We start from the raw sequence: 17,986 nt of genomic DNA, 5'->3' as shown, positions 1-17,986 counted from the left end.
TATGAGCAAAAACAGCTTTACCAATCCGTCACGTCGCCCCTCGAAAACCGCTGCGAAGCGTGCTGCATTGTCGCACCCGCAGGCAGGCGAGGCGTTGGCCCCCGCGCGTAAACGCCAGGCAAAAGGCCTGACGCCGTTTAATATTCTGGCTGGTGCAACGGCACTGGGTTCATTTTTCTATGCAACCGCCCATCCGGCACAGGCCCAGTCGGCCCTGCCGCAGGGGGGTACTGTTGTTGGTGGCAATGTCACGATTGGTCAGTCCTCGCCCGATACGATGAATGTCGTACAGGGCTCGAACTCGGCAATTGTGAACTGGCAAAGCTTTAACGTTGGTAGCGGAAATACGGTTAATTTCCAGCAGCCCAGCTCTAGCAGCGTGATCCTGAACCGTGTGGTTGGCAATGACCCGTCCGCCATTTTCGGAACGATTACGGCTAACGGTACCGTTATGCTGGTCAACCCCAACGGGGTGGTGTTTGGTCCGGGTTCGCGCGTTGACGTGGGTGGCCTTGTCGCCACGACCGCCAATATCCGTGATGCCGACTTCATGAACGGCAACTACAATTTTGATATCGCATCGGCCGATCCGTCAGCTTCCATCATCAATGCGGGCAATATCAGCATTCGTGATGCCGGCCTTGCTGCACTTGTTGCGCCGAATGTCCAGAACTCCGGCGTGATCAACGCGCGCCTGGGCAAAGTTTCACTGGGCGGTGCCAAGACTTTCGCACTTGATTTCCATGGTGACGGGCTGCTCAGCTTTGGTGTTGGCGCCGATGTTGATACCGCTCCGGTCGGGCAGGATGGCACCCAGGTTGCTTCGCTGGTCAGCAATAGTGGTTCGATCATTGCCGATGGTGGCGTGGTGGCGATTTCCGCCCGCGCAGTGAAGGACGTTATTGATAACGTTATCAACACCCAGGGTGTGATTCAGGCCAATAGTGTGTCTTCATCCAACGGCCGTATCATCCTTTCTGGTGGTGATAACGGCACGGTTGTTGCCGGTGGCAGCATCAAGGCAACAGGCAATGATGCCGGTGAAACCGGTGGCAGCATTGTAGCAACTGGCGATAAGATCGCCGTAAGTGCTGGTGCGGAAATTGATGCATCGGGCAAAGCCGGTGGTGGCCTGGTCGCCATTGGCAGCGAAGGTGACGGTGCAAATGGCCGTGGCACCGGCGCATGGTCCAACGAAGTCAGCATCGCAAAAACTGCCAGTCTGAAGGCCGATGCCATTGATAATGGCAATGGCGGCAATGTTACGGTTCTTTCCGAAAACCTGACCGACTTTGGCGGCAGCATTTCCGCCAAGGGTGGTTCCGAAGGCGGCAATGGCGGCTTTGCCGAAGTTTCAAGCCACAAGGGCGTTAAACTGACCGGATCGGTCGACCTGACCGCACTTAATGGTGATACCGGCACTTTCCTGCTCGACCCTGACAGCCTGACGATTGTTGCTGGTAGTGGCGGCAGCCTTGATGGGAATGCCGGTGACGGTTCCGTTGCCGGGTCCGATGCCAATAGCGGCGCCAATACCATTTCAGCCGATGTGCTTGAAGGTATAGCCGGGACATCAAATATCATCCTCGAAGCAACCGGGCTGATTACGGTTGATACCAGCCTTAGCCTTCAAACCGCCTCGGGGCATAGCTTTACGCTGAAATCAACCGGGTTGGGTGGCATTACCTTTACCGATGCGACCGATACCATTGCGACGAATGGCGGCGATATCGTGCTGCAGGCGACATCGCCTGGTGCAAGCATTACCAATATTGCCAATCTGTCGGCAAATGGCGGAACGGTTCTGATTCAGGCAGCACGTGATATTGAACTGGCGGGTAATATCAGTACCGGCGCAGGCACCGGTGCCGTTTTCCTTAATTCTGTTGCGGGTTCTATTTATAACAAAGCCGGTTTGCAGGCTGCTCCCACGGTAACCACCAAAGATCTTACCGTTTCAACAGGGACAGGTAATATCGGTGCTGTGGGCAACGCAATTGTTACCAGCGTTACCGGCCTGACCATCGAAGCAGGCGGCAGCTTTGCCATCGACAACAGCGATAGTGCGCTGACGTCGCTTAATCTGTCGATGGATCACCTTCTGTCGACCAATACCCAAACTTATGCTTTGACAGCAGCCGGTCTGACATTTGAGATGACAGATACGGCTGATGCCTATGTTTTGACGTCGCTGGTTTCCACAGATACCGATGTTACCTTTACCGGTGAAAAGGGCCTGAATATCGGCCAGATCAATGTTGGCACCGGTGATGTGACACTGACTGTCAATGCCGGTGCCATTTATGGCGCGGCGGCAAGTGGCAATCACATTGTTGCAGATAACCTGACGATCTCGACCCGTGATGGTGTTACGGGAAATGATGCAAACCGGAGCCTGCGCACAGACATTTCGTCACTGAATGCTACGACTGAAAGTGGCGGTCTCTATATCAGCAATACGGATACCAATAACAGTGGACTGACAGTCACGCGGTTTGAAGCTGCTGGCGGAAACGAGGTGACACAGCACGGTGTTCTTGGTTCCCTGCTATATACCAGCCGCAACCTTACCGTTGGTGATGTCACTGTCGCCAGCGGCAAGCTTTATGTTGAGGCAGGTTTTTCCATTGCTGACGAAGGCGATGATGCAACGTCCATTTCCGCGCAAACGGTTGAGCTGAAGGCTGGTACCACGATCGGCAATTCATCACGCGATTTGCAGGTTGACAGCAAGACGCTCAATGTTTCAGCCTTTCTTGACATTTATCTGGACGTCATCCCGACATCGGGCACCGTCACGCTCCAGAATTTGTCATCCGCAAGTGGCAAGATTGATCTGACCACGCATACCGACACCACAATTACGTCTGCATCAACCTCTGGTAGCAATAACATAGATATTGCTATGCGCTCGGACGAAACGTCCAGCAGCCCGGACCGGTTGAATATTTCCAGCCTGACTGCGGGTAGCAGTGGCGACGTCACGCTGACCCTGACGAACGGTTATGTTACTGCCAGCCAGCTTACCGCTGATGATCTGATTGTGTCGGCAACGGTTTCGCCGAACGGTAATGGCAGCACCAATTCGCTGACCACGTCGGTCAATACGGTTGATATCAAAACGCTGGGCAAAAGCGGTAGCCTTGTTGTGTCAAACAACAAGGCTCTGCTTGTTAAAAATATAGAAGCAGATGAAAATACCAGCTCCGTAAACGTGACCGCGTCCAGTGGCGATCTGACTATCGGCACCATTGATACCAGCGCGTCTGTCGATTTGGCGGCAAATAGCGGTAATATTCTGGCCCAGGATGCCAACAACAATGTGCATGGCACGTCGTTGTCACTGGTTGCGGCTAATAATATCGGTGGCTCTGGCGAAGAACTTAAAACATATGTCACCTCGCTGACCGTTCGGAACTCAGCCGATATTTATATCCAGAATATCGATTCAACGCTGACATCGCTGTCGATTACGAACTATCACGATCAGGGCCAGCAAAATGATACCAACGTTGTTCAACTGACGTCGGATCATCTTGATTTCAACGTTACCGACAGTGGTACTGCTGTTTCCCTGAACCGGGTAATTGGTGGTAACCTGGAGACATTTAATTACAAATCCGACAGCAGCCTTGTAATCGGTCAGATCGGCACCAATTCGGCCACCGTTACGCTAACGGCACAAGGCAGCATCAGCGACGATAACAATGCCAATACCCGTCTGATGACGAGTGGCTCGCTGACCCTTGATGCCGGTGAGGCCATTGGTGCAAGTGATGACTTCCTCGAAGTATCCGCAACCACGCTGAAAATTAAGGCCGGATCCAATGTCTTCCTTCGCGATATCGCTGATCTCGCAAGCCTTGATCTGAATATAAGCCATGCCGATAGCCAGCACCTCAACGCTTATGGCATTGAAGCAAACGGCTTTGAATTTTCCCTGACCGACGACCTTACGAACGGTTACACGCTCAGCAATCTTTACGATAATTCAACACTGAACTTTACCTTTACCACCGATGCCGACCTGACCGTTGGTTCCATTGACCTGTCCGATACCGGTTCGCTGACTCTGAATGTCGGTGGCGACCTTCTTGATGACGGCAATGCCGAAACCGATTTGATTGCAAAAAGCATTTCGCTGAATGCCGATAAGGGTATTGGTAGCGCTGATGATGCCGTTTCGGTGATGGCATCCACCCTGAGCGGTGATGCAGATAACGGACTGGTTAACATTATTGCGAAAGCCCCGATCGGGTCTGGCAATACCAATAGCCTGTTTACCGTTTCGTCGCTGCAGGCGACGCAGGGAACATCGTTGACGCTTAATCAGGGCGATCTCCTGTTGACGGGCCAGATTTATGGCGGTTCTGGTCAAAACATCAACGTAACGGTTGATGACGGTTCCATTCTTGGTGGAAGCAACGGTCAAATTTATGGTGGTTCTGGCAGCACTGTTAAAGTAAAGGCCAGTGGTGACATTGGTGTTAGCGAGGATGGCAATTATTACGACACCATCAGCATTTCCGGTTCCAATGTCGATATTCAGTCGACCAATGGCAATATCCTGACGTCTGGCAGTGTTTCTTCTGACACAACGCTGACAATGCAGGCTGGTGGAAGTTCTGCAAGCTATACGCAAACTTACGGAAACTTGCAGGTTGGTAACATAACGGTTGGAAATGGAGCTGGCACGCTTAACCTGAAAGCAAATTCAGGCGCTATTTATAATGGTATTCAAGGTGTTTTGACGGCCTCAAAGCTGACGTTGGATGCCTCTGCCTCTCTTGTTGAGCAAAAGACAACTGCTGCAGATTTGACGTTGAAATCTGGTGGTTTTATCGACATTGCTTCAAGCGCCATCATAACTGATTTGACGATTGTCGCCGAAGACCCGGGTGCAATCACTATTTCGAATAGTCAGTTGTCCTTCCAGTACACAAACGACGCTGACACTAACACCTTTCAAATTGGCTCACTGAGTAATGGTGGTTCTGATCTTAACTTCTCGTTGAGTCTGAATTCCAACATTTCGGTTGGTACGATTAACGTTCAGAACGGGTCGGTTGCACTTTCGTCAAATGGATCTATTACAGATGACGGTGACCATCTGTTTACAGCTATCATCGCCAAAAGCGTCAGTCTGGCAACAGGTGGCAACAATGATATTGGCGCGGCTGACAGTTTTATTGACCTGCTTACCAGTGATTTGACTGTCACTTCCGGCGGGAATATTTATGTAGCTAGTGGTTTAAACCTTACCCGTCTTGATGTTACCAGCACCAACTCTGCCAATAACTCCGACACAGTGTATTCGTTTGGCTCGGCCCCGGTCACTATCACTGATGGTGACACGGCATTGACCGCCGAAGTTTTGAACACAGGTTACACGTTGATCGATTTTAGCCTGACGTCGGCTAAAAACATCATTGCCAAAGACATCACTGCAAGCGGAACGGTCTCGCTGGAAACCACAAGCTCCGGCGTGAATAGTAACATCAGTAATTTTGATGCGAATACCGTAATTACGGCATCAAATGTTGAACTGAAAACAAATGCATCGAATAAGACTTATGGACAGATTGGGGCAAATGATTCCGCGCTGAAACTCGGAACTGGCAATTTGTCGATTACTTCCAAGGGAAGTTTTTACGTCGACAATACTTCGCACTCTCTGTCATCGTTGACACTTGATTTGGCCCATGTGAACGGGCAAACATCTACTACGCAGACTTATAGTTTGACGCATGATAACAATGTTGGCCTGACCCTGACTGACAGTGGATCGCAGGTTGCATTGTCATTAACATCGTCGTCGGCGATTGATTTTGCATTGTCAATGGACCGTCAATTAAGTCTCGGAACGGTCGATGCGGGTACATCGTCTACCGGTAGTGTTTCCCTGACCACAACGGGGCAGGCAAGCGGGACAGGCGAGCATGGATCTATTGTTCGTTCATCGGGCACGATTACTGGTGGAACTGTTGTTCTGAACTCCTATGAGTCTGTTACGGCAAATACCAATACCCAAAACTTGTCTATTGACTCCAGTTTCAACGTTAATGTTTCGAACAGCACGACACTGAACAGTTTGAAGCTGGATGTCGACCGGAACAACGTTGATACTGGTTACAGTTCCTCGAACATAACCTATACTATTTCCAGTACCGGTCTGACGTTTAGTAACGTGATCAATTACGGGTCAGGTAGTGAAGGTTTCAAGCTCGGTTCCATTAGCCAGTCTGGACTTGATCTGGAAATTACGGCGAACAAAACGATCACTGTTGAGAGTGTTAATGTTGGTTCGGGTAATTTGACGCTTACGTCAAGTAGCTCTATCGAATCAAGATCAGGAAGCAGTGTTATCACAGCAGGTGATTTGACACTTAATGCACAAAACGTTGGTCGTTATTCCTCCTCGGATTACTTCTATGTCGATGTAGATCGACTTTCAGGTACTGTCGAATCTTCGGCACGTATCTCGGACAATGGTGGTCTGACAGTTGATGGTTTTAGTGCAACCAGTTCTTCTGGCTCGATTGACTTGCAAGTGACGCAGGGTGATCTGGCAACCGAGGCCGGTAAATCGATCTCGGCTCATAGTGTTGGGCTGGTTGTGAATGACGGAAACATCGGGGTCAATAACAACCTTCTATCGACCGATGCCAAGCTCCTGACTGTACAGGGTCGCGGCAGTATGTATCTGAAAAACGCGTCAGACCTCTATGACTTCAATCTGACAGCGAACCACCTAAGTTCCACAAATTCCTATAACATTCAGGCTGATGATCTTGCATTCACGCTGACCGATGTTGGGTCCTCGATGATCATCCAGAATCTGGTTGATGACACCGGTCTTGATTTTACCTTCTCAACTGATCGGGCGCTTCAGCTTGGCGTTATGAATGTCGGCAAGGCTGGCACACTTGATATCAAAACCACCGCCACCAACAGTGACCTAACCATTGACAGCCTTAACAGCCGGTCGGATCTTACTGCGCGCAGCATTACCTTGCGTGCCACCGGTTCTATTGCTGATAGCTCACATCATTTGCAGACCAATGCGAAAGAACTGACGCTGTTTACTGGCGGGAATGTCTTTATTGACAACAGCCTTGACCTTGCCAGCCTTTCCATCACGTCCAGCCAGGGAACAGGTGGGACTGCGCCGTTCTATGAAATTACGGCTGCTGCGCTTACGTTTAATGTAACCGATGATGGCACTACCAACCTGACCGAGATCACCGATACATCCGGTCTGGAATTGTCCTTTGATACGGTTCGGGGCCAGAAAGTTGGTTCGATCAACACGACTTTGACGGGGTCTGTTGACCTCGAAAGCAACAATTCCATTCTGGGGATTGACGGTAACAATCATATCACCACGGGTGAAATGATTTTCACGAACGAGAATTCGGGTAATCTGGGTGAAAGTGGCACGTACATTAATTTGACGGCTGCGACGCTCTCGACCAGCACGATTGGTGATATTTATATCAACAATGATCGCCTGATGAGCAAGCTTTCGCTGTCCACCCAGAACAATGCTACCGGGACTTACAGTATCATTGATTCTGCCAATAATCCTGGTGGCGGACATGCCGTTGTTTCAGGCAGTGCGACAGCACAGGATGGCGTTACTTACGACAGTATCGCAGATAATACCGGCCTTTCCGTGCAGCTAAGCACTAACGATGATCTGACCATTAAAGATGTCGATCTGAATGGCGTTGGTATTTTCGATGCTTATAATTCGAGCGGAAATATCATTGGTGATAGCGACAGTAACACCACCATCAATGCCGCGACCGTTAATATTTATTCCAGTTCGGGAACGGTTGGCACGGTCGCAAATACCCTTCAGATCAAGGGTGGTGAACTGACCGTCGATGCAAATGGCGATATTGACCTGACTCTCAGCGGGCGCACCGACGTCAAATCTCTTACGATCCGGAATGGTACAGCCAAAATTCACAACGAAACCGGGGATATTGCCCTGGGTACTATCAATTTGTACGGTCATGAATTCTATCTTGATAACCAGGGTGGATCGATCCTGAGCGGCACGCTTAACGATGCCGGTACAGTCTCGCTGATTGCAAATGGCTCGATCGGTAATGTTAGTGCCATTTCAATTAACGCAAGTGGTGATAATACGACGACGCTGGCCGAAATCACGGCGACGACCAATAGTCGCGGTGCAACCGGGACGGTCAATATTTCGGAATCCTACGGTCTGAATATTACCCAGGTTACGGCTGCGTCTGATGTAACCATCTCTGCAGGGTCCGGCCAGTATAACACCAACGATATAACCATTCATTCAATCTCTGCTGGTACAGGTACTGTCACCATTTCCTCTGCATATGGCGATGTTTTCGGTGCTGGGTCAAACTTGGTGACAGCGGGCAAGCTGGCGATTTCAGCAACGCGCGGCAATATCGGTGCGTCTGGGGCGGCCATCAATACAAGTGCGACAGCACTGGAGCTGAGCTCTCCGCGGAATATCTATGTCAGTTCGACCAGCGATTTGTCATCACTGTCTATTGACCGTCGCAATGACATTACAAACAGCTACGACAGCAACGGCACCGTTTCAATTTCTGCGACAGGTCTGACCTGGACGGTTACCGATGCTTCCAACCTGACAACCTTGACCAATGTTACAGACCTTACCGGTCTGGATCTGACCTACAAATCGCTTGAAACAATCAGCATCGGTACGATCGATGTTGGGGCGGGATCGGTAAATCTTTCTGCTCTGTATTCGTCGAATGTTCCTAACGATACCACTGCAGCAAATATTATATCGATCAACAACAATTCGACGCTCAAGGCCGGTTCTTTGACGCTGACAGCATCGAATTCGAATTCTTCCATTGGTACATCCAGCCAGGCCCTGAAGACGAATGTTGATTCCCTGGTGGCGAATTCCGGCACCGGCGGGATTAATGTCAATAACGCCAAGTCGATGGAACTCGATGGTATTTCAACGTCGGGTGATCTTGCGATTACTATTGCTTCTGGTGATTTGGTCATTGATACGCTGTCATATGGATCGGACAAGAATCTCAGCCTTACGGCAAGTAACGGTTCGATCTTTACGGCTGTTGGTAAAACCCTGTCACTGGCAAGCGGCGACATTTCGCTTTCCGCATCGAATGGTATTGGTTCTGCGACGTCGCGCTTGCAGCTTTCGGGCAGCGGTGCCGGATTATTCAGTGCGAATGTTACTGGAAATGGCGACATTTACCTGAATGCCCAGAACGGCATGACCAACCAGCTTTCAGCCCACACCACCAATGGTGCGGTTGACATCGTCTCCAATGGCAACATTCGCCTGACAGACATTGGTGTTGGTCAGGATGCCGTTGGGAACAACATTATTGTCACCGCCAAATCGGGTAATATTACAATTGGTGGTGAAACAGGGTCGACAGGTGTTGTTGCCGGTGCCAATTATGGCAAAGTCAATCTGACGGCACAAAACGGTGCAATCTATGCTGGCAATGCCGACAGTGCACTTGGCGCCTTCGAGGTGCGTTTGACTGGTGCCAATGGTGTTGGCACCCAGAACAATGCGATCGCCGCTAGCGGTCAGCGTGTTCTGGTTTCGGCAACCAACCAGAATGCAGGTGTTTATCTGCGCTCCAGCGTTGATGGTACTTTCTCGTCCGTTTCGACCAATGGTGGCGTCATCTCGATTGCCGGTACAAACGGTGCCAGCATTCTGGTGGCTAATGCGATTTCCGCGGCAGGTACCTATAACCATGCCGGTGACATCATCATTTCGACGACCGGCGAGGGTGGTAACGTTATCGTTGGTAACCTGAATGCCAAGGGTAGTGCTGCTGATGGTAAAATCACCCTGACATCGAATTATGGCAGTGTTCTTGATGACAATATCACGGAAACCCGTATCACGGGTTCGCAGCTGGAAGTAAATTCCGCAACCGGTGTTGGTTCGAGCCAGAATTACCTGCAGACCACCGTTACCGAAATTACCGGTACCACCACCACTGGTGACGTCTTTATTGATGACAACAATGCCAATGGGGTGAACCTTGGTAAATCCGGCACGGCACTGCGTCTTGCCAATGGTTCGCTGACGGTGACGACCAGCAACAAGGTTACCCTTCAGAACATCAAGGCGGAAACTGATGGCAACAATGTCACGGTTACCGCGGCCGAAGGCGATGTGTCACTTGTTTCTGTTATGGCAGGTGCAACATCGTTCACGCCGCAAACCCAGCCTGTATCCTCGGCTGTAACGCTGAAGGCGACCAACGGTTCAATCGTTAATGGCGGTTCTGAAGCCAACCCGACCCTGATTGCCGGTCAGCTTTTGCTAGAAGCCAAAAACGATATCGGTGCCTTTAGCTGGGTTCCGGGGCAGTCTGCCAATATTGATGCTCTTCAGGTTATCGTTGGTGGCCTTGATGCGACCACCCATACCGATGGTTCCGTGATTTCGGTCTTTAACCAGGGCACGGGTGCCATTACGCTGGGTGACAATATCCATGCTGACGGCAGCGTTTCAGTTGCTATTGGCTCGAAGGGCAATGTGACCTGGGGCAGCTTTAACAGCAACACCATCGACAAGCTGTATCTGACGTCCGAAGACACTCTGACGCTTGGCGAAAACGTTCAGGCCGGTTCGATCTATCTGTCTGGCAAGAATGACATTGTTAGCGCATCCAACGAAACGCCCCGCACCCTGAAAATCGAAGCGACCACCAGCAACGGCATTGAACTGCATAGCGGTTCGGCCGGTGGCACCACAACGATTGACAGCACGGCATCGGCGATCCGGGCGGAAATTACCGAAAATGGCGGCGCACTGGTTGTCAACAACACGGGTGCTCTCAGCTCGATCAACCTTTCTGCCTATAATGATGTAACGCTTAACAGCAATGTTGCCGTAAGCGGTGGCACCATTACCACAAACGGTACGGGCCACACCGCGCGCATTACCGCTGAAACTGGTGATATTACAGTTGGTACGATCACGACGGGTTCTGAAGGCACGATTGAACTGATTTCAAACGCAGGCAGCATTGCCATCGTTGAAAACCAGTCGTCGATGACGGCAAAGACCCTGTCGCTGACCAGCGCGACCGGTATTGGCTCTGCCGATCAAAGCTTCCACACCAGCATTGAAACGCTGAATGCAACTGTTACCGGTACGGGTGACATTTACGTGGCTTACGATGCGGACCGTTCTACGGGTATTCTGAATGCCGATGATGGCGATATCTTTGTCACCGGTCTGGGCAATCTGGATGTGCTGTTGAACAAAATTGCACTGACGGATGGGCATAAACTCACCGTTAATGCAGGTCAGTCCGACGTGACGATGACGGGGCACTTCAACGGTGGTGACCAGGTCACCAGCTTTGATGTTACCGGTGGGAAAATCACAACGGGTGCCCTGACGACCGGTGGTAGCCAGACTTATACCGGCATGACCATCCTGAATGGCAATTTGCAGGCATCGGCCATTTCAATAAATGGCGATGTTCAGGCCAGCGGCACGGCACTTAGCCTTACCTCGTCGGACAACGGGAACATAACCGTCACCGGCAGCATCGAAGGTACCAATGCCAATGAAGACACTGCCGTTACAGTAAATGCTGGCGCAGGCGATGTTTCTATTGCATCGGCGACGGTTAAAATTGCCAATGTCGCGCTGACCGGTGCGAATATCACGGTTGGGGATGTTACCTCGTCGGGTAGCCAGATCTATACCGGTACGGCAAACCTGAATGGCGCGTATGTTTCTGGTGGTGAATTCAAGGTCACTGGTGCGGCGCTGCTGAACAGCAACTCCAACACCACGATCAATACCTCGTCGAACAACAGCAATGTTACCTTCGGTGGTACGATCGACAGTGCCAATAACCGCGGTCTGGAAATTACGTCCGGTTCGGGTTCGATCAATTTCAGCGGCGCGATTGGCGGAACCAACATTCTGCAATATCTCACGCTGAATTCATCGGCCAGCCAGCAAAACCTGCCGACTGACGGCCAGATCGTGTTTGACACGAACGCGAATGTCAAAGTCGTCGACGATTTCAAGCAGACCGGTAGTGGCCGGATTTCCCTGCCGTCTTCGATCGACAGCATGTATGGCAATGTCGATATCAGCGGTGCTGCTACCCTTAAGGCCGGTGCGACCAGCATTAAGGCCCTTAACGAAAATGAAGGTGCCCGTGTCCGCTTCATGAGCACGATTACCGGCAACAATACCCAGTTGAAGGTAGAATCCAGCGGCAGTATCGAGTTCTATGACGATTATTCTGACACTGGTGCAGCTTCGAGCGTTGAGCTGATTGCCCCGCAAATGACGGTCAGTGCTGTCAGCACCAAGGGTGCACAAAGCTATACCGGCCAGACCACCCGTATCACGGGTGATCTGACGGCAGGATCGATCCTGGTGGATGGCAATGCGATTTTGGCCGCGCAACTCCAGCTGTTTAGCCTGCCGCAGACTGAAACCACCACGTTTGATACCAGTGCTGCCAATGGTGCGATCACCATTAAAGGTACGCTTGATGGTGGTACTGACAATGTGGTCATGAAGGCTGGCAGCGGTGCGGTTGCCATTGATGATGCGGTAAGCAACAGCACCAGCCTGACGATCACCGGTGGCACGATTGCGCTGCATGACGTCACCACATCGGGTGATCAATCCTATACCGGGACCACCACCCTGGATGGCACGTATCAGGCTGGTCATGATTTCACCATTGATGGTCTGACCCGCATTGCCGATGACACCGAAATCAATACCGAAAGCGGCACGCTGCTGCTGAAGGGAACGGTTAACAGTGTCACCCATGCGGATCTGACCCTGAATACCGGCAACACCAAAACGGTCTTTGACTTTGCCCTGGGCAATACCAGCGCCCTTGGCAAGCTGACGATCAATGCCGGTGAAAATGGTGTGACCCAGTTTGCCCGCACGGCCAGCATTTCGGTTCTGGACGGGTTGATTTACACCGGCGGCATTGAATTGCTGCTGCCGGCAAACATCACCTCGACCAATGGCCCGATCACCCTTGGTAAGTTGAAACTGGTTGAAGATACCGATCCGCTGGATGAAATTGCGGTCAAACCGCAGTCGATTTCGGGTGTGATTGCAACCCTGCCGACCGGAACAGTCACCATTCGCAGCGGTGATGACATTACCATTGCCGGCCTGATCGGAAAGTCGACCGACCTTGTTATGACGGCGGGTACGGGTGATATCCGCATCGGTTCGAAGGAAGGCACCACTGATCAGAAAATCAATGTGAAATCATTGAATGTTGCGGTGGCTGGCACGGCAAATCTGTATGGCACAATCGGCGGTATTTCCGGGTTTGATGCATCCTATGAAATCGGGCCGCTAAAACTGGCACCGTACTTCATCAACGATGCATACTGGCGCACCCGTGACCTCCCGCCGGCAGCAACCAAGACGACCCCGCTGCCCAAACCGCCAAGCACCCCGCAGGTCGATGCCCTGTTTAACCTGACCACAACAACAACGGGCGTAACGCCGAACGTTATTACGGCCTTTGCTGCACCGACGGTTCTGACTGTTGGGACAACACCGGTCAGTATTTCGACAACCGTTAGCCCGAACGTGATCAATACGACGAGCACCGTATCAGGTGGTGGTCGTGTCACGATCAATTCGGGCCCGGCAACGGGAACACCGGTGATCATCGGTAACGGCAACGGCTCTACCGCCATCGTTGGCGGGGCCGCTGGCGTCAGTGCTGGTGCAGGCAGTACTGTTCCTGCGGGCGGCGGCGTAGGCAGCGGCATAGGTGGCGGAGTTAGTGCCGGTCCGGGCGCATCGGGTGGCCTTGGTTCGACAGGTACGACAGGTGGTAATGGCGGCGCTGCACCGGCAACGGGTGGTTCGTCTGATACCGGAAGCAATTCCAACGGTGGTAACCAACCTGGCGTCGTTGACGGACAGTCAAGTGATAGCGGTTTGATTCAGTCGAATGATCAATAATTCGATGGCGCAAGCCGAAGATAAACGAAAGATGTGAGGAAGACCCTTGGCTAAGGAAAGCAAAAATAACGGTGCGACCAAACAGGCGGCAGCAGCCCTGCCCCTGTTTTACAGCAAACCCCGCGCAGTTCTGGCAGAGCGTCATGGCAACATGTCGCTCAGCCCGACTTCGGATTTTTCATTTGCTGCAACCACTAATTCGGTACCGGTTGTTGCAACCGAACTGCCGATGGTCTGCAAGAATTATCCGATCCTGTTTACTGATGGGGCACAGACGCAAATGGTCGCCCTTTTGGGCCTGCGTGCATCTGAAAACCTGATGGTTGATGACAAGGGTAACTGGACCCCGGGCACCTATGTTCCCGCCTATATCCGCCGTTACCCCTTCATCTTTTTTGAAAATGAAGACAAAAGCCAATACACCCTTTGTGTCGATGAAGACGCAAAAACCGTTGTCGAAGGTACGGAAAATCCGTTCTTTGTTGATGGTGAGCCGTCCAAGATGACGCAGGGTGCGCTGGATTTCTGCCGTGACTACCAGGCGCATTATGCCGCAACCGCCGAGTTCCTGAAGGCCGTTGCCGAAGCGGACCTTCTGGTTGAAAACCGGGCTGATGCAACGCTGGCCGATGGCCGCAAGCTGAGCCTGTCGGGCTTTAAGGTTATCGACGAAGCCAAGTTTAATGCGCTGGATGATGAAACCTTCCTGGCATGGCGCAAGCGCGGCTGGCTGCATCTGGTTTATTGCCATTTCATTTCCAATGGCAACTGGAGCGCGCTGGTCGAACGCGCGGCGATGAAAGTCGCGAACTGATTTTTCAGGTAATCCTGTGAAAACAGAAAACCCCCGAAGGTGAAAATACCTTCGGGGGTTTTCTTTGCGTGCATCACCGGGCAAGGATGCCGCAATTGTAATGTCAGAACAGGTTGATCAATATTGATCAACCTGTTTCAGGATCGGCCTGGCCAGCCGTTATTTGACCAGTGAGGGCAGCCATGTTGCCAGTTGAGGGAACAGGACAACAAGCAGAAGGGCAATGACATTGGCGATCAGAAACGGCGTAATGCCGCGAAAGATGGTGCCAAGCGAGATATCGGGGCGCAGCCCCTTGATCACGAAAACATTGATGCCGACAGGCGGCGTGATCATGCCGATTTCAATGACCATGACATTGACGATCCCCCACCAAACCAGGTCATAACCCAGCCCCTGAATGATGGGCACGACAAAGGGCAGGGTCAAAACCATACCGGCGAGGGCATCAAACACGCAACCCAGAACGACATACATGCCAATCAGTGCAAAGATTACCGTAAGGGGTGAAACATCAAGGGCCTGTACCCAGGCGGCCAGATCAACAGGCATGTGCGACAGGGTCAGGAAATACCCGAAAATATTGGCCCCGATCACGATGGCATACAGCATCGCGATGGACCCGGCAGATTCACTAAGCGTTTCGATAAAGGACTGGCGGGTCATTTTGCCCCGTGCCAGCGCAAAAATCAGCGTTAGCACAAGACCAACACCGGCCCCTTCATTTACCGTGAAAAACCCGGAATAAATGCCGCCCATGACAACGACAATAACGGTTAGCGCGCTCCAGCCTTTTTTGGTTTCGCGCATACGCTGGCGCATCGGCATTTTTTCCGACCGCCCGCCATCGTCGGGATTAAGCATTAACTGAATGCGAATGGCGATGACAAACAGCACCACCGAAATCAGCGCAGGCACAATCGCCGCCAGGAACAGGTCAACAACGAACTGTTCGACCTGGACGGCATAAATCACCATGATGATGGAGGGTGGAATAAGCGAACCCAGCGTGCCGCCAGCCGCCAATGTGCCGCTGGCAAGTGACAGGCTGTAATGGCGTTTTTGCATTTCCGGCAGGGCGATTTTTGCCATGGTAGCCGAGGTGGCAATGGATGACCCGGCAATGGCCCCAAAACCGGCACAGCCAAGAATGGTTGCCATTGAAAGGCCACCACGAAAATGCCCGATCCAGGCATTTGCCACCCGGTAAATATCGGATGAAATACCCGCGGCACCGGCAAAACCACCCATCAGCAAAAACAGCATGACAACGGCGAAATCCTTGTTCGCCAGCATGTTTGCGGTTTCGGTGCCAAAAAGCGACAGCATCCCGGTGAAATTGTGGGTCAGCAGCACATAACCCGCCGCACCCACCGTTGCCATTGCAAAGCCAACAGGTACCTGCAGCATGATAACGATAATCAGGCAGAGCAGCCCAAGAAGGCCGGTTTCTATCGGCGTCATGACAATGGGTTTCCTTGGGGGAAGTTTTCGTCGGCGGTGGGAAGGGCGTTGCGTTCCGGGTTGTGTTTGCCACAGGCACCGGCAAGTTTGATGGCAAACATCAGCGCCTTGATCGGTACGCACAGGACAATGAAAAATGTCGCAAGCAACCAGACCGGCCAAACCGGAATGTATAGCAGCCAGGTTGTCTGGCCATTGGCATAAAGGTCCTGGGTATAAAGGCCCAGTTGCCATGCCATTAAGGCGAGAATAACCAGCATCGCAAGGTGACCCAGGGCATCCAGACCTTCGCGGATGCGCCAGTGCAGCATACCGGCAAAGCGCACGGCAACATGCTGGTTATTGGCAATGGAGGCCGGGAAACACGCGGCAGCAGCGGCAATGATGATCAGATCGCCAACATCGCTGAAACCATCGATGGGGACGTTAAACAGTTCACGGCCGAGAATGTCGATAATGGTAACGCATGCCAGCGCGACCATTGCGGCAAGCCCGAACCCGGCAAGATAGCCTGCCATGCGCTGTGTTTGTTGAATCGCAGACATGAAGTTCCCCAATGCGAAAATTAAAGGCGGGGGATGCCATATGGCGGTAACTCCGCCATATGGCAAAAGGGCAGATCAGTTGGTGCTGCCAATGGCGGCACGGGCTTTGGTCATTTCGGCGTAAAGATTGACGCCATCTTTTTCGACATCCCATTTGTCTTTCATCGATGCCAGTTTTTCTTTCATGGCATCAAGGTCAGCCTGCGGGAATTCAAGGAACTGGTGCTTGCCATCCTTTTTCAGGCTGGCAAGGGTTTCGTCATTCTGGGCATCGAGGTTTTGGGCCAGAACGCGCGAAAACCATTTGCCACCGACTTTGTCCAGGGCAGCCTTGGCCTTGGGCGGCAGGCTTTCATATTTGGCCTTGTTGATGGGGAACAGAACGGCAAAGTTACCCAGCGGAACATTGGTGACGTGGTAATCGGCAGCATCGGCAATGCGGAAGTTATAAAGATTGCCATTATCCATCAGGCTGCCATCAATCACCCCGCGCGAGATGTTTTCGGCAATCTGGGTTGCTGACATGCCGCCGACAGGAACGGCACCAAGGCGTTTCATGATTTCACCCTGAACCGGCCCCCCCACGCGAATTTTAAGGCCTTTCAGGCCATCAGCGCTGGTGACTTCCTTTTTGGTGTGAATGTAGTAGGGGCCAATGGCGGCAATGCCGACCAGCTTTAAATTGTCAAAGCCATGCAGCAGGCCTTCTTCATACATTTTATAGGCCGTCAGGCTGGCTTCGACGGTGGATTTATATTCAAACGGCAGTTCAAAAATCGGCAATTCCGGGAAACGGCCCGGGGTGTATGCCGCGGGAACCTCGGCAATATCCACAACGCCGTCTTCAACCAGCTTCAGCTGCGCAGCGGGGTTCGGGCCCAGAATACCGCCCGGATAATGTTCGATCTTTAACGTACCACCAGATTCCTTTTCGATTTCGGCGGCAAATTCCGGGATGCTTTTGGCATTGGTAATGCTTTTGGGCGAAAACGGGCTGGCAAATTTCAGGACGATGGGTTCATCGGCCCAGGCCGTGCTGGCAACCAGGCAACCAATGCCAAGGGCTGCAAGCGAAAACAGGTTTTTCGGGTTCATGTTTTTGGTCTCCCTGATGTGTGCATCCGACCCTGTATCGGAGGCATAAATGACAGC

General features: G+C 52.0%; 5 protein-coding genes. 2 read left to right on the top strand and 3 right to left on the bottom strand.

Annotation, left to right across the window (positions count from 1 at the left end):
• The first annotated feature begins 1 nt into the window (after position 1).
• Both CSC3H3_RS21150 and CSC3H3_RS21145 read left to right on the top strand, forming a co-directional pair.
• Positions 2 to 14,011, top strand: a complete 14,010-nt coding sequence (locus CSC3H3_RS21150) for a filamentous hemagglutinin N-terminal domain-containing protein (RefSeq protein WP_101286432.1) — start codon at positions 2 to 4, stop codon at positions 14,009 to 14,011.
• Positions 14,012 to 14,057: 46 nt separating this feature from the next.
• Positions 14,058 to 14,825 carry a SapC family protein gene (locus tag CSC3H3_RS21145; protein WP_245881425.1) on the top strand — a complete coding sequence of 256 codons (768 nt, stop codon included), beginning with the start codon at positions 14,058 to 14,060 and terminating at the stop codon, positions 14,823 to 14,825.
• 159 nt (positions 14,826 to 14,984) lie between these two features.
• Here the strand turns inward: CSC3H3_RS21145 and CSC3H3_RS21140 are convergent, their stop codons facing one another.
• The 3 genes from CSC3H3_RS21140 to CSC3H3_RS21130 form a co-directional block, all read right to left on the bottom strand.
• Entirely contained in the window at positions 14,985 to 16,289 is a 1,305-nt protein-coding gene (locus CSC3H3_RS21140; protein ID WP_101270800.1) for a TRAP transporter large permease, read from the bottom strand.
• On the bottom strand, positions 16,286 to 16,834 hold the full coding sequence (locus tag CSC3H3_RS21135; RefSeq protein WP_101286431.1) for a TRAP transporter small permease: 549 nt from the start codon (positions 16,832 to 16,834) through the stop codon (positions 16,286 to 16,288). The genes CSC3H3_RS21140 and CSC3H3_RS21135 overlap by 4 nt, the downstream gene beginning before the upstream one ends.
• Before the next feature lie 75 nt (positions 16,835 to 16,909).
• A complete protein-coding gene (locus CSC3H3_RS21130; protein WP_101286430.1) occupies positions 16,910 to 17,929 on the bottom strand; it encodes a TRAP transporter substrate-binding protein in 1,020 nt (339 codons plus the stop codon).
• Positions 17,930 to 17,986 lie beyond the last annotated feature (57 nt).

Source organism: Thalassospira marina, from assembly GCF_002844375.1.
GTDB classification, from domain to species: domain Bacteria; phylum Pseudomonadota; class Alphaproteobacteria; order Rhodospirillales; family Thalassospiraceae; genus Thalassospira; species Thalassospira marina.
The sequence above is the reverse complement of the archived record's forward strand: the minus strand, read 5'-3'. Positions and strand labels throughout refer to the sequence as shown.